At 63.4% G+C, this 23,569-nt stretch carries 29 protein-coding genes; 9 read left to right on the top strand and 20 right to left on the bottom strand.

The features are described 5' to 3' along the window. Positions 1-58: 58 nt before the first annotated feature. From mdoH to QMG80_RS03380, 5 genes are all read left to right on the top strand, one after another. Positions 59-2,218, top strand: coding sequence for a glucans biosynthesis glucosyltransferase MdoH (mdoH, locus tag QMG80_RS03360; protein WP_085773648.1), 2,160 nt, complete (start codon positions 59-61; stop codon positions 2,216-2,218). A 53-nt stretch (positions 2,219-2,271) separates the two neighbouring features. Beyond that, entirely contained in the window at positions 2,272-2,691 is a 420-nt protein-coding gene (locus QMG80_RS03365) for a DUF952 domain-containing protein (RefSeq protein ID WP_085771526.1), read from the top strand. Beyond that, the gene (locus QMG80_RS03370; protein WP_085771527.1) at positions 2,688-3,746 is read left to right on the top strand and encodes a quinone-dependent dihydroorotate dehydrogenase; all 1,059 of its coding nucleotides are present in this window, start codon (positions 2,688-2,690) and stop codon (positions 3,744-3,746) included. The genes QMG80_RS03365 and QMG80_RS03370 overlap by 4 nt, the downstream gene beginning before the upstream one ends. A 128-nt stretch (positions 3,747-3,874) precedes the next feature. After that, the gene (locus QMG80_RS03375) at positions 3,875-4,573 is read left to right on the top strand and encodes a response regulator transcription factor (RefSeq protein WP_199769052.1); all 699 of its coding nucleotides are present in this window, start codon (positions 3,875-3,877) and stop codon (positions 4,571-4,573) included. 6 nt (positions 4,574-4,579) lie between these two features. Continuing rightward, positions 4,580-6,139 carry a sensor histidine kinase gene (locus tag QMG80_RS03380; protein WP_085771529.1) on the top strand — a complete coding sequence of 520 codons (1,560 nt, stop codon included), beginning with the start codon at positions 4,580-4,582 and terminating at the stop codon, positions 6,137-6,139. A 110-nt stretch (positions 6,140-6,249) separates the two neighbouring features. Here QMG80_RS03380 and QMG80_RS03385 read toward each other — a convergent pair whose 3' ends face one another. Together QMG80_RS03385 and QMG80_RS03390 are read right to left on the bottom strand one after the other, a co-directional pair. After that, a complete protein-coding gene (locus QMG80_RS03385) occupies positions 6,250-7,593 on the bottom strand; it encodes a L,D-transpeptidase family protein (protein WP_085771530.1) in 1,344 nt (447 codons plus the stop codon). A 161-nt stretch (positions 7,594-7,754) separates the two neighbouring features. Beyond that, positions 7,755-8,705, bottom strand: coding sequence for a 2-oxo acid dehydrogenase subunit E2 (locus QMG80_RS03390; RefSeq protein ID WP_085771531.1), 951 nt, complete (start codon positions 8,703-8,705; stop codon positions 7,755-7,757). A gap of 288 nt (positions 8,706-8,993) precedes the next feature. On the opposite strand from QMG80_RS03390, the gene QMG80_RS03395 reads away from it, so the two are divergent. Next, positions 8,994-9,371, top strand: a complete 378-nt coding sequence (locus QMG80_RS03395; RefSeq protein WP_085771532.1) for a DUF4087 domain-containing protein — start codon at positions 8,994-8,996, stop codon at positions 9,369-9,371. 50 nt (positions 9,372-9,421) lie between these two features. On the opposite strand, the gene QMG80_RS03400 is transcribed toward QMG80_RS03395, so the two are convergent. The 5 genes from QMG80_RS03400 to rpmE form a co-directional block, all read right to left on the bottom strand. Further along, positions 9,422-9,967: a hypothetical protein gene (locus tag QMG80_RS03400; protein ID WP_085771533.1), complete on the bottom strand. Its 546-nt coding sequence runs from the start codon at positions 9,965-9,967 to the stop codon at positions 9,422-9,424. 218 nt (positions 9,968-10,185) lie between these two features. Next, entirely contained in the window at positions 10,186-11,079 is an 894-nt protein-coding gene (locus tag QMG80_RS03405) for an RNA methyltransferase (protein WP_085771534.1), read from the bottom strand. After that, complete coding sequence (locus QMG80_RS03410) at positions 11,076-11,399, bottom strand: type II toxin-antitoxin system RelE/ParE family toxin (protein WP_085771535.1); 324 nt, start codon at positions 11,397-11,399, stop codon at positions 11,076-11,078. Before QMG80_RS03410 ends, QMG80_RS03405 begins: the two co-directional genes overlap by 4 nt. After that, a complete protein-coding gene (locus QMG80_RS03415; protein WP_085771536.1) occupies positions 11,396-11,641 on the bottom strand; it encodes a ribbon-helix-helix domain-containing protein in 246 nt (81 codons plus the stop codon). Before QMG80_RS03415 ends, QMG80_RS03410 begins: the two co-directional genes overlap by 4 nt. A gap of 126 nt (positions 11,642-11,767) precedes the next feature. Continuing rightward, the gene (gene rpmE, locus QMG80_RS03420) at positions 11,768-12,001 is read right to left on the bottom strand and encodes a 50S ribosomal protein L31 (protein WP_085771537.1); all 234 of its coding nucleotides are present in this window, start codon (positions 11,999-12,001) and stop codon (positions 11,768-11,770) included. A 327-nt stretch (positions 12,002-12,328) separates the two neighbouring features. Between rpmE and QMG80_RS03425 the strand changes: the two genes are divergently transcribed. Continuing rightward, positions 12,329-12,616: a hypothetical protein gene (locus QMG80_RS03425; RefSeq protein WP_085771539.1), complete on the top strand. Its 288-nt coding sequence runs from the start codon at positions 12,329-12,331 to the stop codon at positions 12,614-12,616. 105 nt (positions 12,617-12,721) lie between these two features. On the opposite strand, the gene trpB is transcribed toward QMG80_RS03425, so the two are convergent. From trpB to QMG80_RS03470, 9 genes are all read right to left on the bottom strand, one after another. Next, positions 12,722-13,960: a tryptophan synthase subunit beta gene (trpB, locus tag QMG80_RS03430; RefSeq protein WP_085771540.1), complete on the bottom strand. Its 1,239-nt coding sequence runs from the start codon at positions 13,958-13,960 to the stop codon at positions 12,722-12,724. A gap of 91 nt (positions 13,961-14,051) precedes the next feature. Continuing rightward, positions 14,052-14,228, bottom strand: a complete 177-nt coding sequence (locus QMG80_RS03435; protein WP_245300198.1) for a HepT-like ribonuclease domain-containing protein — start codon at positions 14,226-14,228, stop codon at positions 14,052-14,054. A 37-nt stretch (positions 14,229-14,265) separates the two neighbouring features. Then, entirely contained in the window at positions 14,266-14,412 is a 147-nt protein-coding gene (locus QMG80_RS03440; RefSeq protein WP_199769102.1) for a ribonuclease HepT family protein, read from the bottom strand. After that, the gene (locus QMG80_RS03445) at positions 14,402-14,698 is read right to left on the bottom strand and encodes a nucleotidyltransferase family protein (RefSeq protein WP_085771542.1); all 297 of its coding nucleotides are present in this window, start codon (positions 14,696-14,698) and stop codon (positions 14,402-14,404) included. The genes QMG80_RS03440 and QMG80_RS03445 overlap by 11 nt, the downstream gene beginning before the upstream one ends. Before the next feature lie 50 nt (positions 14,699-14,748). Then, complete coding sequence (locus QMG80_RS03450; RefSeq protein ID WP_085771543.1) at positions 14,749-15,144, bottom strand: type II toxin-antitoxin system VapC family toxin; 396 nt, start codon at positions 15,142-15,144, stop codon at positions 14,749-14,751. Further along, positions 15,141-15,392 carry an AbrB/MazE/SpoVT family DNA-binding domain-containing protein gene (locus QMG80_RS03455; protein WP_085771544.1) on the bottom strand — a complete coding sequence of 84 codons (252 nt, stop codon included), beginning with the start codon at positions 15,390-15,392 and terminating at the stop codon, positions 15,141-15,143. The genes QMG80_RS03450 and QMG80_RS03455 overlap by 4 nt, the downstream gene beginning before the upstream one ends. A gap of 225 nt (positions 15,393-15,617) precedes the next feature. Next, entirely contained in the window at positions 15,618-15,824 is a 207-nt protein-coding gene (locus QMG80_RS03460) for a hypothetical protein (protein WP_158658703.1), read from the bottom strand. A gap of 100 nt (positions 15,825-15,924) precedes the next feature. After that, positions 15,925-16,929 carry a DNA polymerase III subunit delta gene (gene holA, locus QMG80_RS03465; RefSeq protein WP_085771546.1) on the bottom strand — a complete coding sequence of 335 codons (1,005 nt, stop codon included), beginning with the start codon at positions 16,927-16,929 and terminating at the stop codon, positions 15,925-15,927. A 59-nt stretch (positions 16,930-16,988) separates the two neighbouring features. Next, entirely contained in the window at positions 16,989-17,312 is a 324-nt protein-coding gene (locus tag QMG80_RS03470; protein WP_085771547.1) for a DUF1476 domain-containing protein, read from the bottom strand. Between the two features lie 253 nt (positions 17,313-17,565). Between QMG80_RS03470 and QMG80_RS03475 the strand changes: the two genes are divergently transcribed. Next, positions 17,566-18,351 (top strand): hypothetical protein, encoded by a 786-nt coding sequence (locus QMG80_RS03475; protein WP_245300200.1) that lies wholly within the window; start codon positions 17,566-17,568, stop codon positions 18,349-18,351. Between the two features lie 21 nt (positions 18,352-18,372). Beyond that, positions 18,373-19,164, top strand: a complete 792-nt coding sequence (locus QMG80_RS03480) for a hypothetical protein (protein ID WP_158658704.1) — start codon at positions 18,373-18,375, stop codon at positions 19,162-19,164. A 21-nt stretch (positions 19,165-19,185) separates the two neighbouring features. Here the strand turns inward: QMG80_RS03480 and QMG80_RS03485 are convergent, their stop codons facing one another. From QMG80_RS03485 to QMG80_RS03500, 4 genes are all read right to left on the bottom strand, one after another. Beyond that, the gene (locus QMG80_RS03485; RefSeq protein WP_085771549.1) at positions 19,186-19,842 is read right to left on the bottom strand and encodes a sterol desaturase family protein; all 657 of its coding nucleotides are present in this window, start codon (positions 19,840-19,842) and stop codon (positions 19,186-19,188) included. 4 nt (positions 19,843-19,846) lie between these two features. Next, the gene (locus tag QMG80_RS03490) at positions 19,847-20,827 is read right to left on the bottom strand and encodes a fatty acid desaturase (protein WP_085771550.1); all 981 of its coding nucleotides are present in this window, start codon (positions 20,825-20,827) and stop codon (positions 19,847-19,849) included. A gap of 27 nt (positions 20,828-20,854) precedes the next feature. After that, entirely contained in the window at positions 20,855-22,039 is a 1,185-nt protein-coding gene (locus QMG80_RS03495) for a hypothetical protein (RefSeq protein WP_085771551.1), read from the bottom strand. Between the two features lie 78 nt (positions 22,040-22,117). Next, positions 22,118-23,353: an aminotransferase class I/II-fold pyridoxal phosphate-dependent enzyme gene (locus tag QMG80_RS03500; RefSeq protein ID WP_085773650.1), complete on the bottom strand. Its 1,236-nt coding sequence runs from the start codon at positions 23,351-23,353 to the stop codon at positions 22,118-22,120. Positions 23,354-23,569: the final 216 nt, after the last annotated feature.

Raw genomic sequence — 23,569 nt, forward strand, 5'->3', positions numbered from 1 at the left:
GGCGGCGGCGGAGATTTCGCTCAACGCGCCCCCGACGCCCGTCGAGAACCGGCTGTCGATGCCGGCGCAGAACATCTTCAAATTCGACTCCCGCAGCCGACGCCGGCGGCCGCCCTCCGATGACTCGCGGCGCGGCGGCGGGCGGAATGGCGAAGAAGCGCCCGCCCAACCCGCGGCCGCGAACCCTTGGCTTGCGCGCTTCGTCGCCTTCGGCGGAGGCGCAGCGCTGACCGCCTATGGCGGCCATGAGATGTATCGGGTCGTCGACGTCGGCGGCGTCACGATGCTCAAATGGGCGCTGCTTGCGCTCTTCATCCTGAACTTTTCCTGGATCGCGCTCTCTTTCACGAGCGCGGTGGTTGGCTTCGTCGTGCTGTTGCGCCGGCGGGCGGCGCCGCCGACCCCGACCCGTCTCAGAGAAAAGACCGTCGTTGTCATGCCCATCTACAACGAGGTCCCGAGCCGGGTCGTCGCGACCCTGCAAGCGATTTTCGAGGATGTGGAGGCGACGGGGCTCGGCGCGAGCTTCGACTGGTTCTTCCTCTCCGACACGACGAACCCCGACATCTGGATCGCAGAGGAGCGCGCCTTCATCGCCTTGCGTCGGCGGCTCGGCGCCGTCGGGGCGCGCGTCTACTATCGCCGACGCGAGAAGAACACGAGCCGCAAGGCCGGCAATGTCGCCGAATTCGTCTGTCGTTGGGGCGGCGCCTACAAGCACATGGTCGTGCTCGACGCCGACAGCCTGATGAGCGGGCAGACGATCGTGCGCCTCGCCGCCGTCATGGAGGCCGATCCGGACGCCGGCGTCATCCAGACGCTGCCGCTCGTGATCAACCGGAACACGCTGTTTGCGCGCGTTCAGCAATTCGCCGCGCGCATTTATGGACCGTTGATCGCCGCCGGCCTTTCCGAATGGATGGGTCGCGACGGCAATTACTGGGGCCACAACGCCATCATTCGCACCGAGGCTTTCGCCGCGCATTGCGGCCTGCCGGATCTGCGAGGCCGCCCGCCTTGGGGCGGCCACATCCTGAGCCACGACTTCGTCGAAGCCGCCTTGATGCGGCGCGCCGGCTACGCCGTCTACATGCTGCCGACGCTTGGCGGCTCCTATGAGGAGAGCCCGCCGTCGCTGATCGATCTTTCGATCCGCGACCGACGCTGGTGTCAGGGCAATCTCCAGCACAGCCGCGTCCTGTTCGGCAAAGGCTTTCACTGGGCGAGCCGCCAGCATTTCCTAACCGGCATCTTCGGCTATCTGACCTCGCCCCTCTGGCTGATGCAGCTCTTCGTCGGCATCGCGCTGGTTTTCCAGGCGAGCTATTTCCGTCCCGAATATTTCACCGCGGAATTCGGGATCTTCCCGGTGTGGCCGCGCTTCGACGCCGAGCGCTCTCTCGAGCTCTTCGGCCTGACGATGGCCATTCTGCTCGCCCCGAAATTCTTGGGCCTCCTTGTCGCGCTTTGGGAGCGCGATACGCGCCGCGGCGCGGGCGGCGCGTTGATGCTGTTCGTCTCGACGGTCTTCGAGATCGTGCTCTCAGCGCTGCTCGCGCCCATCATGATGCTGATCCAGACCGGCCACGTGCTTCACATCGTCTTCGGCTTCGATACGGGGTGGGACCCGCAGCGGCGTGACGACGGATCCGTCCCTTTCACCGCGATCGTGCGCCGTCATCGCTCTCACGTCGCCATGGGGGTGCTGAGCCTCATCGCCGGTCTCTTGATCTCGCCCTCGCTCGTCGCCTGGATGTCGCCGACGATCGCCGGCCTCATTCTCTCGATCCCGATTTCCTATCTGACGGGCCAGCGCTGGCTTGGGCTCGTGTTCCGACGGGCTGGCGTGCTCGGCACGCCCGAGGAGACGACGACGCCGCCGGTGGCCAAGCGAGGCAAGGCGCTCTACAAGGGCCTTCAGCGCCTGGGCGAGGACGAGGCGAACGGCCTGCAGGCGATCCACGACGATCCGCAATTGCGCGAGCTACACGAGCGCTGGCTGCCGTCGCGCCGACCACGGCAGCGGGGCGTGATCAGCGCCGATCGGGCGCTCGCCGAAACCAAGCTCGCCGAGGCCGAGACGATCGAGGACGCCGTCGAGTGGCTCAATCGCGGCGAGCGCCTCGTCGCTCTCTCCGATCGCGCGCTGATCGACGTGGTGGCGCGACTGCCGAGCCGTGAAAAGCTCGCGGCGAAACCCGCCGAGGCGGCGGAATGACGGGCGCTGGCCTTAGAGCATGTCACGGAAAAGTGCGAAGCGGTTTTCCGGTCATGACATGCTCCAACCTTTTGATTTGGCGCGGTTCCTTATCGCTCGAACGATTCCGTTCGAGCGGGAAGCGCGCTAGCGGCGCCGAGGTCATTTATAAGATCGTCGCGTCTTCCCTCTGGCCGACGCGCGGCGAGCCCTTCGGCGGCGCTCCCGTCGATCTTGCCGACGGCTTCATTCATTTCTCCACCGCGGCGCAGGTCGTCGAGACCGCAGCGCGGCATTTCGCCGGTGAGGACAATCTGCTGCTGGTTGCGGTCGACCCCGCGCAACTCGGCGCCGCGCTGAAATGGGAGCCGTCGCGCGGCGGCGATCTCTTCCCGCATCTTTATGGATCGCTGCCCCTCTCCGCGGCGCTCTGGGCTCGTCCGCTGCCGCCCGGCGACGATGGCCGCCACGATTTTTCGAGCCTCCTCGCTTGATCCGCGATCTCGCCGCGGCGGCCTTGCGCCGGCTCGATCCCGAGACCGCGCATCGTGCGACGATCGCGGCCTTGCGCGTCCTTCCCAAGGCCCGCCCGCCGATCGACGATCCGCGCCTGAAGACTAACCTCTTCGGGCTCGCTTTCGACAATCCCATCGGCCTCGCCGCCGGCTTCGACAAAAACGCAGAGGTCTTCGACGCGGCGCCGGGGCTCGGATTCGGTTTCGTCGAGGTCGGGACGCTGACGCCTCGTCCGCAGCCCGGGAACCCGCGCCCGCGCGTCTTCCGCCTGCTGGAAGATCACGCCATCGTCAACCGCTACGGCTTCAACAATGATGGCCATGCCCCGGCGCTCACGCGACTGACGGCGCGCGCGCGCCTGCGCGTCGTCGGCGTCAATGTCGGGGCCAACAAGGATTCGGACGACCGCATCGCCGATTATGTCGCGGGCGTCGAAGCTTTCGCGAATGTCGCCGATTATCTGACGATCAACGTCTCTTCGCCCAACACGCCCGGCCTGCGCGACCTGCAGGAAGCCCCCGCGCTGCGGACGCTTCTGGCGCGCGCGCTCGAAGCGCGCGATCGCGCGGCGCGTCGGCCGCCCCTGCTGTTGAAAATCGCGCCAGACGTGACGCTGGCTCAGCTCGACGAGATCGCGCGCGTTGCTCGCGACGCGAAGATCGACGGGATGATCGTCTCCAACACGACGATTTCTCGGCCCGAGAGCCTGCGCTCAACTCTCGCGAAGGAGGCGGGCGGGCTGTCGGGACGACCGCTCTTTTCACTCTCCACGCGCCGTCTCGCCGAGACCTACTTGCGCGTTGAGGAACAATTTCCGCTGATCGGGGTGGGCGGCGTGGACGGGCCCGAGGCCGCCTTCGCCAAGCTCGAAGCTGGAGCGAGCCTGCTCCAGCTCTATTCGGCGCTCGTCTTCGAAGGACCGGGGCTGGTTTCCCGCATCAAGCGGGATCTGACGGCGCGTCTCGCCGTCGAAGGCGCAAGCCTCTCCTCGATCGTGGGAAGACGGGCGGCGGACGTCGCGGCCTGCGCGTGACGAAACGCGGTTCACGCATTCCGATTAAATATGAATAAAAGATTGCATATGGTCAGCCCATCAAAGGCGGCGCTATAGCTTGCCCTCCACGAATCATCGGGCGGCCGCCCGAGGAAAAGGCGCATGCCATGTCACAAGCTCATGCCATGTCACAAGCTTCAGCGCCCGTCGCGCCTTCGGAGCCGACCGCCATCGCCGGCGATGAACTCGCAGCGAGAGTCGATCGAGGCGCCCGGCCCTCAGTGCTTTGCATCGAAGATGACTGGGATACGGCGATGCTGATTTCCGAGGAACTGGAGCAGCGCGGCTTCGACGTGCAGATCGCGAGCGACGGACGAGAGGGATGGTCGGCGCTGCTACGCTGCCGACCAAACGCGATTCTCTGCGACATCAATCTTCCCTTCATGTCGGGCTTCGAGATCCTCGAAGCGCTGACCGCTATCGCGCCGCGCTTCGCTCGAGTTCCCTTCATCTTCCTCACCGCGCTCACCGCACGCGCGGACGAATTGAAGGGGCGCCGCCTCGGCGCCGACGATTACGTCGTGAAGCCCATCGACTTCGACTTGCTCGAGACGATCATCAGGGCGCGGCTCAAGGGCGTCGCACGTTTGGGCATTTGGCCGGAGAAATGCGCGCTGAACGATCGCGAGATCGAGACGCTGATGTGGGCGGCGCGCGGCAAGACCTCGGAGGAGATCGCCACGATCACTTCGCTCTCCGAGCGCACGGTCAATTTCCACCTCAGCAATGCGCGCGAGAAGCTCGGCGTCGCGACACGTATTCAAGCGGCGGTGAAGGCGACGATCGCGGGCATCATCGAGCCCTGACGCGCAATGCGCAGGCGCGACACGATCGGTTTTCGCCTCTCGGCGGCTTTCGCGCTCCTGTTTGCGATCCTCTTCGCCTTCGGGCTCTTCGGCCTCGCACAGTTCCGGTCTTTCACCCGCGATTCGGCCGAGATTCGGGAGCGCTGGCTGAAGAGCACGCGCTATCTCGGCGACATCAACAATTACACTTCGGATTTTCGCGCGCTCGAAGCAAGCTACCTGCTCGCCCCGGCGTCATCTGACGACGGAAGTCTCCTGCAGGAAGCGACGACGCTCGACATGGAGATCGCTCGCGCGCAGCAGGGCTATGAGGCGCTTGCACACGACCCCGAGGAGCTTCGTCTTTACGCCGAATTCGAGAGGCTCTGGCGCGCCTATCGCAGCGAGGCGCAGCAGGTGTTGGCGGCGAGGCGGGGCGAACGCAATGACGCGGCGCTCTCCGTCTACTTCAACGCCTCTCGCAGCTTCTTTAATTCCGCAAGCGACATGCTCGATCGTCTGGGCGCTCTCACCAATGTAAACGCCCAAGGGGCCAGTCGGCGCGCCGTGCAGGCGATCGGATCGGCCTGGATTTATCTTTGCGCGGCGGTCATCCTGAGTCTGGCGCTCGTCGTGCTGATCCTCGTCTATCTCTCCCGCGTCGTCATCTTTCCCTTGAGAGCGCTCGCCCATTGCATGCGGGCGCTCTCCCGCGGAGACCTGGACGTCAAGCTTCCCGACGCCCGGCAGCAAAACGAAATCGGGGAAATGGCGCGCGCCGTGACCGTGTTCAGGAACAACGCGGTCGATTTGAAACTCAGTCAGAAAGGCCTCGCGCGTCAAGCGATGATGCTCGAAGAAAAGCTCGCTCAGGAGATCCGTCTGAACGAGCAGCAACGCAATTTCATCTCGATGGCGTCGCATGAATTCCGGACGCCGATGACGATCATCGACGGCCACGCGCAGCGCCTGCTCAATGTCAAGGACCCCGAGCTCCCGAGCGCCGCGAAGGAGAGGGCGAAGAAGATCCGATGGGCGGTCAAGCGCATGAGCGTGATGATCGATACGATCCTACTCTCCTCGCGTGTCTTCGACGAGGCGCCCGAGCTATATGTTCATCAGTCCGAATTTGACATGCGCGCGTTGCTGCATGAGGTCTGCAAGCTCAATCGCGAGATTTCCCCCAACGCCGCGATTCTCGAGGCGCTCGGGTCGGAAAGCCTCAAGGTCTCGGGGGACCGCGATCTGCTGTTTCAGGTTTTTGTCAATCTCGTCGCCAATTCGGTCAAATACTCGCCTCCCTCGACGCCAATCGAGGTTTGCTGCCGAAGCGAGGGCGAGCGCGTCATCGTCGAGATCGACGACAAGGGGATGGGCATTCCGCAGGCCGATCTTCCCCATATTTTCGAGCGCTATTTCCGCGGCGCCAACGTGGCGAGCGTCGTCGGCACGGGGATCGGACTGTATTTCGTCAAGCTCGTCGTCGAGCTGCACGGCGGAACGGTCAAGGCGGAGAGTGTCGAGCGCGAGGGAGCAAGATTCACGGTCGAGCTCCCGAAAAGCGGCGCGGCGACGATGTCGCCTTAGCGCGTTTCCCGCTCGAACGGAATCGTTCGAGCGATAAGGAATCGCGCCAAGTCAAAAACTTAGAGCATGTCATGACCGGAAAACCGCTTCGCACTTTTCCGTGACATGCTTTAGGGAGCGAGTGCGTCGCCTTCATCCACGCCATAGACGTCGTCACGGAAATGCACAGTCCCGTCGGCCGAGGCCCAACCGGTCATATAGACCCACACGACCGGGACGGGATGATTCAACCGCACCTCTTCCTGTTCGCCGCTCGCGATCTTCGCCTTCAGCGTTTCCTGATCCCATTGGCCGGCGGCGTCCTGCATGAGCCAGAGCGCGAGCTCGTCGACGCCCTGGACGCGCACGCAGCCGTGCGAGAGGAAACGATAGTCGTTCGCGAAGAGATTCCGAGTCGGCGTGTCGTGCATGTACACGGCGTGTGAATTCGGCATGGAGATGCGGATCGAGCCGAGTGAATTATGCGCGCCCGAATCCTGCCGCAGCGTGTAGTTCAACGCGCGCTCGCTCGACCAGTCGATGCGGCGGGGATCGACCTCATCGCCCTGGTGGCTCAGCACGCGAATATGCATGCGCGAAAGATAATTGGGATCGTGCTGCATCTTCGGCGCGATCTCATTCTTGATGATCGACACCGGCAGGGTCCAGGTTGGATTGATCTTGACCGCCATGATCTTCGTGGAGACTTCCGGAGAATGATGGTCAGGGTCGCCGACGATCGCCGCATAGCGGCGCACCACGTGGTCGCCCTCGACGGCGTCGACCGCGGTCGAGGGAATATTCACGGCGACATAGCGGGGCCCGTAAGGAAATTCGACGTTGCTGAGGCGCTGGGCGCTGGCGGCGAGTTGTCGCTGACGCACGTCCGCCGGCACGTCGAGCTCATGCAGCGTGGCCCCGGCGACGACTCCCGTCTGACGCAGTCCCATGCGGAGCTGGAAGCGTTTGACCGCCTGGACGAGCGCCGCGTCGAACACGAGACCCGTCGTCGCGACGGTGTCGTCCTCGGCGGCGAGGCGGCGCCGCAGCGCCTGCACTGCCGCGCCTTTGGCGCCGGGATTGAGCTTCGCGCCGACGCGCGGCCAGCCGCCCTTATCGACGATCTCCGCATAGCGCTCCGCAGCTTTGGAGGTCGCAAAAAAGGTCTCGGGCTGCAAGGCGGGGGTCGGATCGTCCGAAAGCGCCGTTTCGCGCGGTGGCTTCGGCTTGACCTTTGGCTTGGGCTTGGGCGTCGTGTTATCTGGCGCGGGATTTTCCGGAGCCGGGTTGTCGGGCGCGATGAGCGGCGCCAGGACAGAAGGGAAGACCGGCTCCCCGCCCGAGGTCGCCTCGGGCGTCTCTTGCGCGAAAGCGGAGGCCGAGAGGAGGATCCCCGCGAGGGCGATGCTGAACGGCGACAGGCTTTTTCTCGAGTTGGAGCGCAACGCGAAAGAGTGGCAGCCGGTGTTTCGCATAGAGCGCGCTCTAGTTTCTCGAATCGATCACGCTTTCTGCATTGAGGCGACACCCGCCTAGCTGCAGCGTGATCGAGAGTGCAAGGGCGCTTCGGCGTCCTCGGCTGACGCTATCCAATGCCGCGCCGCTGCGCGGGACGCTCCCGAATCGCTTGCTCATCTTATACGAGCAGCGAGGCCGGATGCTCGATCGCGCGCTTGAAGGCGGCGAGAAGATCGGCGCCCAGCGCGCCGTCGATGGCGCGATGATCGCAGGAGAGCGTCACCGTCATCTGCGTGACGACTGTGGGCGTCCCATTTCTCGCCACGATGCGCGGCTCGCCCGCGCCGACTGCGAGAATGCAGGATTGCGGCGGATTGATTAGCGCCGTGAAGTGCTTGACGCCGCGCATGCCCAGGTTGGAGAGCCCAGCGACGCCGCCTTCATATTCGTGGGGCTTGAGGCGTCGCTCCTTGGCGCGCGCCGTCAGGTCGCGAAGCTCGGCGGACAGCTCGCGGAGGCTCTTCTCCTCGACGCGGCGCGCGATCGGCGAAACGAGGCCGCCGTCGGGCAACGCGACCGCGACGCCGATGTCGCTGTGCTTGTGGCGCAGCATGGCCGCCTGTGTGAAAGTGGCGCGCGCATCGGGAACGTCGCGCAAGGCGAGGCCCAAGGCCTTCACGATGAAGTCATTGACCGAGAATTTCCAGGCGGGCTTTCCCTCCGCCAGGCCCGGCGCGGCGGCGTTGCATTCCTCCCGCAGCCGCAGCAAGGCGTCGATGTCGCAATCGCAGGTGAGGTAGAAATGCGGGATCGTCTGCGCCGCCTCGGTCATGCGCCGCGCGATCGCCTTGCGCATCGAATCGTGCGGAACTTCGGTGAAGCTGTCGATCTCGAAGAGCTTGCGCGCGGCGTCGTCGGAGGGCGGCGGCGCGATCGTTGGGGCGGCGGGGGTGGGACGCTTGCCCTTAGTGAGCGCCTCGCTGACGTCGCGCTCGACGATTCGTCCGCGGGGGCCGGAACCCGCAAGCGCGGCAAGGTCGAACCCGGCCTCGCGCGCCAGACGGCGGGCCAGCGGCGAGGCGAAGGGACGTCCCAGTGGGGCGCTCGGCGCGGGCGCTGCGAAGGTCATCGTCACAATCCTTTCAGCCCTGGCGCGTTGGCGCCTTGCGCGTTTGCACTTTGCGCGTTTGCATGGGCTCTCGCCCAAATATATTACGCCTCACCGCTTCGACGAAGTCCGGCGCTTGGCTAAAATATGGCAAAGCTTGCGCCGGCTAGAGCGCGATGCGAAAAAGTGGAAACCGGTTTTTCGCACAAATCGCGCTCTAAACATTTAGAATCGATCACGTTTTCTGCGTTCAGGCGATTCCGCCTGAACGCAGAAAACGTGATCTAGTGAACGCCCCGGAGAAAAAACATGAATCTCCCCTCTCCTCCGCGCCTGACATGGGTCGCTTTGGCGCTCGCAGCGCTTCTTTCTCCGGCGCTGGCAGCCAATGAAAAACGCTGCGGCTGGATCGTCAACCCGACCCCCGGCAACTGGTGGCTGACCGACCCGAAGGGAGATTGGGAGCTCGGCGCTCAGGGCGGCTACCAGGCCTATGGCATGGACAATCTGCCCGATTTCACGACGAAGGAATGGGTCAAGACGAATGGCGACTACGGCTATGGCTGCGCCTGCCTCACCGTGCAGACCGATCCGAGCGCCATGCGGGTCAAGAAGGTGATCAACGCCGTGCAAAAGCCGCTCAAGCAATGCCAGGCGGATGCGAAGCTGAAGAAGCCGCAGGATTGAGCCGCCGCCCGAGACAGGGCGGCGACCGGTAGCGAGGGCCGGCCTTGCTCTCAGGCGCGGCGCGCGCGGGCGTAGAGACCGGCGAGCGCGAGCGCCGCAAGAGCTGCTGCGCCGGTCCCGGGAATCGGGCCGGGGGCGCCGGGGGGAACGAGCGCGATGACCAGAGTCCCCGGATCTTGGTTGTTGAAATCGATCACGCCATAAGTTCCCGGTACAAATGTGGGCGCCGATTCCAGGCCTGTATACTGCTGCTCGAGAGGCGTAGCCGTAGAGCTTTCATTCAAGTTAAAGTAAGGCGTTGCAAACCCCCCGGCAATCCCCCCCGTGATGGCCGGGATGTTGCTGAACCAGATGATGTCCGTATAGGGAGATAACCCCAGCGAGGGCGACGCCGTGAAATGCGTGATCGGCACATCGGTAAATTGACCGGCCCCAGAACTAATCGGCGTGGGGCTCAATTCTTGATTCCAAGAAGCTGTCTGTTTCGTCACAGAATCTGTGTAGGTAACGAGCAGAAGCTGCGCCTGTGTAGCCGTAGGCATAAGTATGCAAAGCGAAATCGCGCTGCCGATCAAGAGGTTAGCCAACTTTTTCATCTTACGTCTCCATGGATCAATCGCAATAATACGGTCTTCGCGGGCGCTGAAGCGCCAAGCATCGTTCCTGAAAGACTGCTGTCGCCTGGAGAGGCGGTCCCGCGCGACGACCTCTTTGGAATCTAGGAGACCAGTAAAATCGCAATCTGTAAACAATGCTCTGCGCTTGGAAATGAGATTTACTTGACATGTGGCAAAAGTACCACACCAGCAAAGCCTCACTCCGGCGTTTCGGGCGGCGCGCTCTTCGGCGTTCTCCTCGCCTCGGCCTCGGCCGCTTCCTCCCGCGCTCGCGCCTCCAGCTCGCGCTTGCGCCGAACCGAATAGGGCTCGCGCCGAGGGCCTTCGACGAGCCGCACGACAACGCCCCAAAGCGTGCGCACGTCCTGCTCGGTCATGGCCATGCGGTGAAAAATATTGCGCAGATTGCGCGCCATCACGGGCTTCTTGCTCGCGGGCCGGAAGAACTCGCGCGCGTCGAGCTCGTCTTCCAGAAACTCGAAGAAGGCCGCCGTCATCTCGCGCGTCGCGGGCGGCGAGCGCTCTGTCGCGTCGAAGGGCAGCGTGTCGCCATGCGCGGCGCGGAACCATTCATAGCCCGTGAGCAGCACCGCCTGCGCGAGGTTGAGCGAAGCATAGGCGGGATTGACGGGAAAGGTCAGGATCGCGTCGGCGAGCGCCACCTCGTCATTGTCGAGCCCTGTGCGCTCGGGGCCGAAGAGCACCGCGTGGCGCTCGCCCGCCGCATAGCCCTGGACCAGACGAGGCATGGCCTCAGAAGGCGGATGCACGGGCTTGGCTTGGCCACGGCCGCGGGCTGTCGCGGCATAGACGAAGGCGAAATCCTTTATGGCGCTCGGCACGTCCGGAAAAACTTTCGCGCCTTCCAGCAGATGCACGGCGCCGGCGGCGGCGGCGTAGGCGCCCTTGCGATAGGCGTCGGTGCGCGGCCAGCCCTCGCGGGGAGCGACGAGGCGCAGATCGGAGAGGCCGAAATTAGCCATCGCCCGCGCGCACATGCCGATGTTCACCGCAAGCTGCGGCCGCACGAGAATCACGGCGGGGCCGGCCTCGATCCTCAATTTGCTGCGGTCGGTGCCGGCGCCGGTCATGGCGAAGGGCCGCCTTCAGGGCCGAAGAGCGCTTGAGCGTCCCGACGCGCATGCAATATATTGACGACTAACAACGATTTCCCTTCGTAGCGCAAATAGATCACGTATTTCTTGTACGCGAAGCCGCGCAGTCCCAGCGCCAGCTCGTCTCGCGGACGTCCGAACATCGTCGAGAACGAAGCGATTTTTTCCAAGTGGTCGAGGATGGAGTCTAGGAGACGACGCGCGCGCGCAAGATCTTGCGACTGTTCAGCAAGATATTCGAATATTTCGTCTAAATCTCGCAGGGTGGCGTTGGAAAAGGCGACTTTACGCGTCACCGCCCTTTCGCCTCCAACTCCTTGTGCTTCCGCTCGACGTGCGCCCGCGCGACGCCAATCGCATGTTCTCCGCCCTCGGCGAGCGAAGCGGCGATCGTCTTGCGCAAGGCTTCCTGCTGGGCCTCACGCGCCTCGAGGAAGCTCAAGCCGAGCTCCAAGACCTCGGCGGGAGACGCGTAGCGACCCGACCGCACCAGGTCTTCCACGAATTTTTCCCAGCGCGCGCTGATCGCGATGTTCATGGCCTCGCGCTCCTTCGCGTCATCTATACCATATAGCGCCTTCGTGGAGGGCGCTCAGACGAAGGAAGGCCGATCGGCGCCGCCTGCCCGAGAGGTCCCCACGGCCAGACCATAGACGCGCTCCAGTTATTTCTTCGCGCCGAAGGACATGTTGCCGAAACGCGTGTTGAAGCGCGAGAGGCGTCCGCCCCTGTCGAGCAGCTGCTGCGAGCCGCCGGTCCAGGCCGGGTGGGTCTTGGGGTCGATGTCGAGGTGCAGCACGTCCCCTTCCTTGCCCCAGGTCGAGCGGGTGAAGAATTCCGAGCCGTCGGTCATCAGGACCTTGATCATGTGGTAGTCGGGGTGGATATCGGCTTTCATCGCTTTTACTCTTATCGCTAATGGGTTGGTTTCTCGAACCGTAGTGCGTTGCGGCTTCGCCGCGTCGGCTCGCGTTGCGGCGCTCATAGCCCATTGGCCGGCCGAGGGCAATAAACGGCTGACGACCGCGCGGGCCGGTCCTCGCGAGGCTGCGGGCGCGCAGCGAAGCTTCGGCAAATGGTCGCATCTTTGGGGAAACATTGCTCGAACGTATCAAGGCGTTACGGAGACAGTTTGATTTCAAACAGTTGACGAGAGGCTCCGCGGGCGTCTAGGCTCTCAAAAGGCTCTTGCAGGATTAAGCGTTTGGCGCCACATTCGATAACGATGACTCACGCCGCAGAATCCCGATTGCTCGAGGCGCTCAAAAGAGTCGACCTCCACGGCGACATCGCCCCCGCCCATGTGCAGGATCCGATGACGATCGCGTTGCGTCAGACCGCCATTCAAGGCGATCTGATGCGCTGGGACGACTCGCGCGGCCATTACGTGCTCACGGGCACGGGTCGCAACCGCATCGCCCAACGCAACCGCGCTCCGGGATCTGTCCTGCGCTTCAGGCGCAGGGACGATTCAGAGACGCAGCAGCCAAAGCCGCAGCGCGCCGTCGACTAGATCACGCTGCGTTCAGGCGAATGGCCCGAACGCGCGTAACGTGATCGACGTCGCCCAGCTCCGTGAGCTGGGAAGATGATTCGCGGCGCTTTCGTCCCCGCGGCTTCACAAGCCGCCCAGGACGTCGGCGACGGTGAAAATATCCTTGTCGCCGCGCCCGCAGAGATTCATCACCATCAGATGGTCCCGCGGCTTTTGCGGCGCGAGCTCCAAAACCTTGGCGAGCGCGTGCGAGGGCTCGAGCGCGGGGATGATTCCCTCGAGCCGCGAGCAGAGCTGAAAGGCGTCCAACGCCTCCTTATCCGTCGCGCTCAGATATTTGACGCGCCCCATCTCATGGAGCCAGCTGTGCTCGGGGCCGATTCCCGGATAGTCGAGGCCGGCCGAGATCGAATGGCCTTCGAGAATTTGCCCGTCGTCGTCCATCAGGAGATAGGTGCGGTTGCCGTGCAGCACGCCGGGCTTGCCGCCGGCGAGAGACGCCGCATGGCCGTTCTCGACGTGGAGGCCGTGGCCGGCGGCTTCGACGCCGTAGATCTCGACGCTCCGGTCGTCCAAGAAGGGGTGGAAAAGACCGATCGCATTCGAGCCGCCGCCGATGCAGGCGACGAGCGAATCGGGCAGCCGTCCTTCGGCTTCCTGAATTTGCTCGCGCGTTTCATTGCCGATGATCGACTGGAAGTCGCGCACCATCATCGGATAGGGATGCGGTCCCGCCGCCGTGCCGATGCAATAGAAGGTGTCGGCGACATTGGTGACCCAGTCGCGCAGCGCCTCGTTCATCGCATCCTTGAGCGTCCTCGCCCCTGACTGCACCGGCACCACCTCGGCGCCGAGCATCTTCATGCGAAACACATTGGGCTTCTGGCGCTCGACGTCGACGGCCCCCATGTAGACGACGCATTTGAGCCCGAAACGCGCGCAAGCGGTGGCCGTGGCGACGCCGTGCTGGCCCGCGCCCGTCTCGGCGATGATGCGCGGCTTGCCCATGCGCTTCGCCAGCAAGATTTGGCCCAGCACATTGTTGATCTTATGCGCGCCGGTGTGATTGAGCTCGTCGCGCTTGAAATAGACCTTGGCGCCCTTGCCTGCGTCCGCCCCGGCGCGAACATGCTCCGTGATGCGCTCCGCAAAATAAAGGGGGCTCGGCCGGCCGACATAGTGCTTGTGCAGGGCCGTGAGCTCGGCGTGAAAGCTGGGATCGGTCTTAGCTTGCGCATAGGCCGCCTCGAGATCGAGCACCAGCGGCATCAAGGTCTCGGCGACAAAGCGACCGCCGAAAATGCCGAAACGGCCGCGCTCGTCGGGGCCGGCGCGGAAGGTGTTGGGGGCGATCTGATTCACGGGATTCCTCGATGGCCGAATGCTGGCGAGTTATGTAGACCGTCGCTGGGCGGAACGAAAGCGGCTGGATCGGTGGCTGGGCGGCGGTTGATTAGGACTCCGGTTTCCCCGTCGCCAATTCGCTCTCGATCATCGCCAGCAATTCCGGAAGGCGCAAATGGACGACGCCCCAAACGAGACGCTGCTGCACGTCTTCGTAATCATGGCGGTATATGTTGCCCGCGCCCGCCATCTCCGTCCAAGGGATAGAGGGATGACGATCCTTCACCTCCGCCGGGAGTCGCCGTGACGCCTTGGAGATGATTTCAAGGGCCCGCGTCACTCCTATAGAACACGAGATCATTGTCGCGGAAAGCTTCATAAGTGAGGCCTTCGACAAAACGTTGCGCGAAATGGATGTTGTGTCGAATGTCGATCAGCCAGCGCTCGGCGGACCCTTTCTCAGAAGGCATAAAGGGCTTCTGATTCTACGACGGGCTTGATGAAAGGCTTCAGCCCATTGCGATCGACGACATCGACGGGTTCGGGAAACAAGGCCGCGATGTAGGATTTAAGGCCGACATAGGCGTATAGGTCCGGCGTCTTCTCCGGCTCTATCTCGATCATGATGTCGATGTCGCTATCGGCCGGGTTGTCGCCGCGCGCGCGGGAGCCGAAAAGGGCGGCGTGCACGACGCCACGCGCCCGCAAATCGAACTCGCCGGCTCGCAGCCGCTCGATGATGGCCTGCCTGTCCATGATTTCTCATAGCACAAAAAAGCGTTGACAGCACAGGAGGGTAGGCCGCCTCATAACAGCTGCGCCTTCACTCCGAGCTTCGAGAGCCGCGTCACGGCCTTCTTGTCGAAAGAGACGAAGGTTTCGCCGCCGAGTCTTTGTCCTTCGAAGGCCATGACGCCATCGGCGAAATCTCCTCCGGCTTCCAGCATGGCGAGCCCTGCTGCGGCGGCGGGCTCGTCGACTTCAACATTCGCCGCTTCGGTTAAGGCGCGTAGGGCCGCGACAATCTCGTCGCGCTCGAAACGGTAGAGCCTCCGCAAGACCCAGACGAATTCGCAAAGCGCCGCCGTGGAAACCGCCACCAGGGTCGCCTTAGAGAGCATCGCCGCTGCAGCCCGAGCCTGTTTCTGGTCGTCGCCGATTGCGGCGCGCACGAGCAGATTCGTGTCCGCCGTGATCTTCATTCGCCTTCGGCCCAGCCGCTGGCGGCGGCCTCCTCGATCTCTTCGAGCGTGGCGATCTTCTGGGACTTGCCGGCGAGTCGGCCAATGAAGCTCGAGATGTCGCCGACAGGGCGCGCCGCTCGGAGCTCGATCCGGCCGCCGGGCAATTCCTGCGCCTCGATCTTCTGCCCCGGCGCGACGCCGAGATGCCGCAAAAACTCCTTGCGCAGCGTGACTTGCCCCTTGGCCGTCACCGTCAATCGGCTCATGACGAGGTCTCCTCGCCGAACAAGGTAATGCGAAATTGCCTTACCTACAAGAGCCGAAGGAAGAAGCGCGATGCTTAGCGCACGTCTCGACCGGAAAAACGCTTCGCACTTCTCCGTGACAAGCACTAGTAGGGATTTTGCGAGCGCCGTCGCACTAAATGCCTTGGGGATGATCGCGACTTACGCTGCAAATGCAGGCGCTAGACATGTGGCGAAGCCACGATCTCAGCGCTGCCGGGGACGCCAGCCCGCGACGTCAGCGAGGATTCTCTCGCCCGTCCGCGTGTTGATCCAGTCTCCCGCGCTTCGTCGGCATAGAAAGGGCAGCAGATAGGTCCCGTTATGGTCGATGCAGAGCAGCTCGACGGTGGCTTCGTCGTCGGGCAATCGATCCACGACGAATTCCGCGATGCGTTCACTGAGCGAGGTCAATTGCGTCAATCCAGGTTGATTCGCTCGCGCGAATCGCGCCCCCTTAGAGATATATAGGATTGGATTACGGCTCTGGCGTGGCGTGAGCTTCGCCGGAAGCTCACGCCTTCGAGGCGGCTCTCGCCACATGCATGAACGCGCGCGCGGCCTCGATCTCCGCGAGCTCCGCGTGGGCGCGCGCCCTTGTCTGCGCCGCTCGCAGCCGCTCGATCGTCTCAAGCAGGCGATCGAGGCTCCAGCGCTTGAGATGCGCGTCGATGATCCGGTCGGGAACCGAGAAGAATCCGCCCCTTTTCACGGCCATGACGCCGCCGGCGACCCGCCCGCGATGCAGGGACAGCGCATAGCGCAGCGCGCCAGAGATAAGCTGCGTGGCGTCGGCGCCCTTGGTCAGCGCGTCGTCGAGTTCGGCTCCCGCCGCGCTCATGTCGCCCGAAAAGGCCTCGAGCGTCGCTGCGTCTGTCGCGATCGAGGAGGCGTGGGCGACGATCTCCGCGACATCCGCCGCTTCAATCCGCCCGCGTCCGTGCATGTAAAGGACGAGTTTTTGCAGTTCCGCGCGGCTCATCAGCCGATCTTCGCCAAGCGCCGCCTGCAGGAGCGCGCGCGCCTCGGGCGCGATGGCGAGAGAGGCCTCAGCCAGGCTTTTCTCGATCAAAGCGGCGACATCGGCGTCGCTGTCGGGCGCGCAGTCGAGCGCGGCGCCCAGTTTCGAGCCTTCGATGAGCTTGCGCAGCGGCGCGTCCCGACGCAACGCGCCGGCGGTGACGATCACGCTGCAGCCGACCGGCGGCGCGCGCAGCAACATCTCGATCGCCGGGACGAAAGACTTCGCGCTCGCCTCGACGAGCAGCGCCCGCCGGCCGCCAAAGAGCGGCGCCGTATTGGCCTCGTCGACGAGCGTCAACGGATCGGTCGCGACAGCGTCTCCCGAAAGCTCCACGAACTGAAACGGATCGTGGCGATCGTCGACGCGGCGGTCGACGAGCCTGAGGGCGCTTTCGCGCACGAGCCCGGCGTCCGCGCCATGCAACAGGAACAGGAAAATATTTTCCGGCGGGGCGGCGACGAATCGCTCGACGTCGTTCTTCCTAATCGCGACCATGGCTCATCATCATGGTTGCGCCGTCGCCCGCGGCTTCCGTTCCTACTCGCCGGCCTTGCCTACTTGCCGGCCTTGATCTCCGCCGTCGCCGTCGCCAGCAGCTCGTCCATCATGCGGCGCACCTGATGCTCGGACTGGTCGACGCCGGCCGCCTGGAAATCCTTGATCACGCGCTCGAGCACGATCTGGCTGGCGTTGGCGGCGGTCTCCGCGGCGACGAGGTCATTGGCGTAAATACGCGCCTGCTCGGGCGACTTGCCGAGCTTTTCCGCCGCCCAGAGACCCAAGAGCTTGTTGCGGCGGGCTTCGGCGCGAAATTGCAGCTCCTCCTCGTGAACGAAGGTTTTCTCGAAGGTGTCCTCCCGCTTGTCGAAGGTGCTCATATTTCGTCCTCAAGTCTTTCGGCTTCGTCCGCATCACGGCGGCCCGCCAGGGATATACTGAGATCAAGACGAAAATCCAATGGCCGGCGACTCCTATCTTCGCCATCGGGAGAGACTCGGCTGCGAGTTTTGGGCGCCTGGCGTGCGGGGCTCGAAGAGACCTAGGTGGAATGGACGACGCGCGATTTTGCTGACGATTTGCGCATTCATGGCATAAGGTTCGGAATGCTAAGCTTCTTTACAGGAGACGGCGATGGCGAAGGCGGCATCTTGGGTCAGCTCAGCCCCTGGCGGACAGGGCCATCGATGTTGGAACAAGAGCTTCGAGCGCGCCACCCGATTTCGGAGGGCGGCGGCGATCGCTCTTTCGATCCTGTGTTTTCTCGGCGCCGAGACCAAAGCGGAGCCCGGCGGGAGCGCGCCCAGCCGCGGGGCGGGAAGCGCCGCGCAGAATCTGGCGCCGAGCGACCGGAGTTATCTGAATATCTCGCCCATCTTCAGCGAGCTCGTGTTGTTTTCCGCGCCCGGCGGATTCGGCGTCGTGTTCGAGAAGACCGAGAACACAGGGACCTTCTACATCCGTGAAATGGTCCCCAAGGGGGAATCGGCCGAGCGATGGTCGCAGATGATCACGGTCACCGGCGCGCAAGGCCTCGCCGCCAACCCGGGCGTGACGGCCCAATCCTTTCTCGAGCGCATGGCCGACGGTTTCAAGCAGGCCTGTCCAACGACATTTTCCGCAAAGCCTCTCGGCGAGAAAAGGATCAGCGGGCACGAAGCCTTCGTTCTTCTGGCCGGGTGCGGCGCGCTGCAGGCGCAAGGGGCAGCGCATAGCGAAGCCGCGCTGCTCATCGGCGTGAAAGGCGCCCAGGATTATTACACAATCCAATGGGCGGAGCGCGGAGCCGCGTCAAACGAGCCGCTCGATCTGAGCGGCGCAAAATGGCAAGAGAGGCTTGCGAAGCTGGAACCGATCAAGTTCTGCCTTCGGAAAGCGGGCGAGGCGCCGCCCTACCCGAGCTGCATCGCGCAAAAGTGACCTGTGCGCATCGGGGTCATCATGAACCGAATTCACGGCCGCAACATCTTCATCGTGAGCCTCGCGGGGGTGCTCCAGCCGATAGGACCGGGGCTCTTCCTGGAGCGGGCGACGGCTTCACGCTTCTCGGCCTTATGGATTCGAGTCGGGCGCGGCGAGGGGATGGACCCAAATCTCGCCATGCCGGAATTGGATGGACTGCGCCGAAGCCTCAAGGACGCGGACGTCGACCTTTGGGGCTGGCACGTCTCTTTCTGCGCGACGCCGTCGGCCGCGCGCAAAGAGGCCGATCTCGCCCTGGAATGGGTCGAGCGCCATGAGCTCGACGGGCTCGTTCTCGATCTCGAGAAGACGCCGGACACCCCGAGATTTCAGGGCGGCCCGCGCGAGGCGGAAATCTACGCCGGCAGGCTGGCCGAGGGCCTCGCCGCCAAAGGCCGGGGGATAGCGCTTTCGACGCATGACCAACCCTCGCTTCATCCTGACGCGCCGCTCGAGACGGCCCTGGGGATCGTCGAGGATGTGACGCCTCAGGTCTATTACCGCTCCGCCGCGGTCGCGCGGCGCTTCAAAAAATCGCTCAGGGAATATGAGGCGCTGATCGGCAAGGATGCGATCCGGCGCCGCTACAAGCCGACCGGCAACATCACGACTTCGGCGAATTTGCCGCTGCATAGCCCCGCGGCCTCGCTCGCCGCGACGCGAAGCTTTCTCCATCTCGTCCGCAAGACGGGCTGCGACGCCTACAGCTTCTGGTGCTGGGACGCCGCGCCGCGCGAGATCTGGGACTTTTTGCGCCACGAGCCGGTGTGAGCGCGGAGAATCTTGGCGCGCTCAGACCGCCGCCGAGCCCGGCGTGTCGTCCTTGCGATAGGCCGTCCCGAAAGCGGAGTCCAACCAGAAGGCGTGGACGCCGAAGCCGCGCGTCGCGTCGCGGAAGTGATGCAGCATGTGCAGGCGGCGAACATGACGGCCGAGCGCCGATTTCGGCTGTCCGTGATGCGTCCAGTAATGCACGCAGTCGTAGAGCACATAGCCCGTCATGAACCCTGCGAGCGCCGGCCAGCAGAAGGGCGCGCCAAACAGCACGCGCCCGACGCAAAGCGCGATCAGTATGATCGGGCCGGAGAGAAGCGGCGGCATCACGAGCCGAAGCGGATCGTTCGGATAGATGTGATGCACGCCGTGGATGAGGAACTGGAAGCGCGGCCCCAGCCCGAAGGGCAGGGGATAAACAGGATGGAAGAGGAAGCGGTGACCGAAATATTCGGTCAAGGTCCAGAGCCCGTAACCGATGAGAACTCCGACGACGATCAGGGGGAGGCCGAGCTGCGTCGCCGAATAGATGAGGAGCCCCAGGATGATCGGAACATAGATGACCACGGGGGTCAGATGATGGACGCGCGACAGCCTGTCGAGCAGGTCATTTTCGAAAATGCGCGGCGAGGCGGCGAGCGGATCGGGGAGGCGCGTAGCGTTATCGACGGTCATGCGGTCACTCCGCCGGCTGCGTTGTGAGATTTCCCGTCTCGACGTTCTGAGAACGCGTGCGAAGCGAATATCTCGGATCGAAGATGAAGGTGAAGAACAGCGCGATCCAGGAGCGATGGCAGGCCAGATCGTCGTAAAAGTCGGGCGCCATCGCCTTGAGCTGCGGCAGTCGCGTCCAGGGGATCTCGTGGAAGTCGTGATGTTCGTTGTGATAGCCGATGTTGAGCGCCAGCGTGTTGCACGGGCCGTAATAATCGAAGGTTCCCTGGTCGGGCGCGAAGGCGAAATGCTCCTGCACCCAGCGCGCGCTCAGAAAGTGCAGGCCGCCCACTGAAAACCAGAAGGAGAGGAAAAAATAAAGCAGCGCGTTCGGACCGAAGGCCCAGAGCACGAGAAGGTCGAAGACCACGATCACCGCAATATTGATATAGGTCCATTGCCCCATAATGGGCACCGCGCCCTTGAGGCGCGAAAGCCGCATGAGCTGGATCGCGGGGAAGAAGAAGAGCCAGACCGCCTTGCGCCAGGAGCTGTCTCCGACCCATTCCACCTCCCAGCGACTCGGCACGTCGGCGTCGTAGTCATAGGCTGAAAGATGCGAATGGTGCTTGATGTGATAGCAGCGAAAGCCCATCGCCGTCGGAAAGCCGTTCGAGAGATCGGCGAGCAGCGCATTGAGCTTGTTCGCGAATGGGCTTTTGAACACGCAATTGTGGATCGAATCGTGAATGATCACGAAATTTGCGTGATTGGCGAAGGCGCCGACGCAATAGGCCAAGAGCAGCGTCAACGGCCAATAGGCGAGACCGAGCCATCCGAGTACAGCCGCGATGGCGAGCTGCAGGAGGAAGAGCGCCGCGGTGATCTTGAAGGTCAGAATATCCGTGCCGAACAGCTCGCGTACCTGTGGATATTTGGCGAGGATCGCATTTCGCCGCTCGACATGCGAGCGGTCGGCGCCCGTGCTGGTGAGAGAGAGGGTCATGCGTCTTCGGCTCCTGAGCGGTTTCGTCTATATGCGTTTCTCGTAGATTCGGTGCGTCTTGGTGATCTTACCGCCAAAGAGCTCGATCGGCTTGCGCATGGCGAGATTGTTCTCGAGCACCCAGCCGGCTTCGATTTCCTGGATCGTCGATGCGTTCTTTCCGCGCCGCCGAATTTCCTCGACCATCGTCATCAGAATTGCGCCGCCCGTCGCGCTGCCCTGCATCTCCTTGCGCATGCCGAGCAGCAGGAGCTTGATGGCGCTGTATTTATGGCTGCGAAGCCGCAAGATGACCTTGATCGCGCCGGCTGGCAGGACGCTTCCGTCGAGATCGCCGATGATCTCGAATAAATTCGGTATCGCCACGGCGAAGGCGACGGGCTGACCGTCGAGCTCGGCGACGATCGTCAGATCGGGCGTCGTCACGAAGCCGAGCACGTCGGTGATGGAGTTGAACTCATCGAGCGTGAAGGGGACATAGCCCCAATTGCCGCGCCAACCGTCGTTGAAGAGATCCGTCATCAGCTGCGTCTCTCCCTTCTTCAACCGGGAGAAATCGACCTCGCGCAGCTTCAGCCGCTCCTTCCACTCCTTGCGATTCGTCATTCGCTCGACGACGTCCGTCGTGCTGGAGTCGTTGGCGACGGAATAGGAATAGACGTCGCGCGCCTTGGCGTAGCCCAGCGCCTCGAGGTGACGACTGAGATAGGCCGGGTGCCATGGCGTCAGAAACACTGGCAACGCCTCGAAACCGTCGACCAGAATCCCCATCTCGCCATTGATCGAGGGCGAGAAGGGTCCGTGAATGAGCGTCGCGCCGCGCGCCTTAAGCCAAGATTCAGCGGCGCTCGTCAGCGCGCGCACGGTTCCGAGATCGTCCTCCGCATCGAGGGAGCCGAATTGGAAACGCGACGCTTCAACGGGCGCGAATTCCGGCTTGTAGACCTGCGCCATGATGCGGCCGATCCATCGGCCGTCGCGCCGGGCCAGGAATTCCTGCGCCTCGACGAGCTTGAAATGCGGATTGAGCTTGTGGCCGTGCAGCGTCCAGCGCTCGACGTCGAGCGGGGCCGTAAAGCCTTTCATGCCCCGGTAAAGAAGTCTCGGCAGTTTATTGTATGTCAGAAAATGCGCGAAGCCCTTCGCCTCGACGACCTCGACTTGCGGCCTGGAGGCGAGACTCTTCGCTTCAGCAATTTCGCTTTGAATCATGGGGAAAGCCTACCTGTGTTCGGCGCATCGTCATCAGCGGCATATCGACGCAGTAGCGCTTGTCTTCAACCCTACGCGTCACGCGCCGGCCATGGCGGATGCGACCATCTGGCGCGCCTCCTGCGAAGCCGGCGGCATGTCGCGCAAGCAGTCGATCACGCCTTTGATCTCGTCTCGCGTATGGCTGGCCGAGAGGAAGAAGCGAAGCCGCGGTTGATCTTTCGGCACGCCGATCTGCACGATCGGGGGCACGTAATAGCCTTTGTCCAATAGTCGCTGCGACGCCCACATCGTGTCGATGTCGTCCTGGAAAAGGATCGGCACGACGCCGCGACCGATCGCATGACCCGTCGAGAACCCCGCTTCGTTGGCGTAATCGCGAAAAAACGTCGCATTGTCGGCGAGACGGCCGATGCGCCAGCTTTCCTCCTGCATCAAGCGCAGCGCCGTGCGGGCGGAGGCCAGAATCACCGGAGAAAGCCCGACGCTGTAGACAAAGCCCGGCAAGGTGTAGCGGAACCAGTCGATGACTTTCTTCCTGCCGCAGACATAGCCGCCGCAAGAAGCGAGCGTCTTCGACATCGTGCCGACGAGGAGGTCGACTCGATCCGGATCGACGCCCGCATGTTCCGGCAGCCCGCGTCCGGTCTCGCCCAAAACGCCGAGACAATGGGCCTCGTCGAGCATCAGCCAGAATTGATGCTTGTCGCGTAATTCGACGAGCCGTGGCAGATCGCAGGTGTCGCCGTCCATGCTGTAAAGGCCTTCGACGACGACCAGAACGTAGCGATATTCCTCGCGATGGCGGGCGAGAAGATGCTCGAGATGGTCGAGGTCGTTGTGCCGGAATTTGATGACATGCGCGACGGAGGCGTCTGTTCCGGCGAGAATGCTGTTGTGCGCGAGCTCGTCGATGAAGATCGCATCGCGCTTGCCCATGAGCCAGGCGATCGTCGTCACATTGGCGAGATAGCCCGAGACGAGCGTGAGGGCGCTCTCGAAGCCGAGGAATTTGGCGATATCCGCCTCGAAGGGCTTGTGCGTCGAGCGCTCGCCGCCGACGAGGCGGGACGCCAGGGCGCCGACCCCGAGATTGTCGAGCTCGCGCTTGGCCTCGGCGACGATCTGCGGGTGCTTCGAAAGGCCGAGATAGTCGTAATTGGCGAAGCTGACGAAATGGGTTCCGGAAGCCTCGAGCTCAGCCTTGAGCTTGTCGATCTGCGCGAAGAAAGGGTCCCAGAACTCCAGTAACGCATTGCCTGCAAAGCGGAATCGTCTCGCCGCATAGTCGGAGAGGCTCTTGTGCTTAGTCACTTCGTTTCGGCCCTCGCTCCCGGCGCGGAGCGGCCGGCGAATCATGTCGCCAAGACACTGCATGCAAAACACTGCATGAACGAGCGCCCCGACAGGAAGGCGCTCCTTTACACTTTTGCGGCGCCCCGCGCCAGAGCGAGGCCCAGGCCAGAAAGCCAGGGGCCTTCGCGAAAAGCGCTTCGCGGAAACGCCTCGGCCCGGAGGCGAAACACGGCT

Source organism: Methylocystis bryophila (assembly GCF_027925445.1).
Classification (GTDB): Bacteria; Pseudomonadota; Alphaproteobacteria; order Rhizobiales; family Beijerinckiaceae; genus Methylocystis; species Methylocystis bryophila.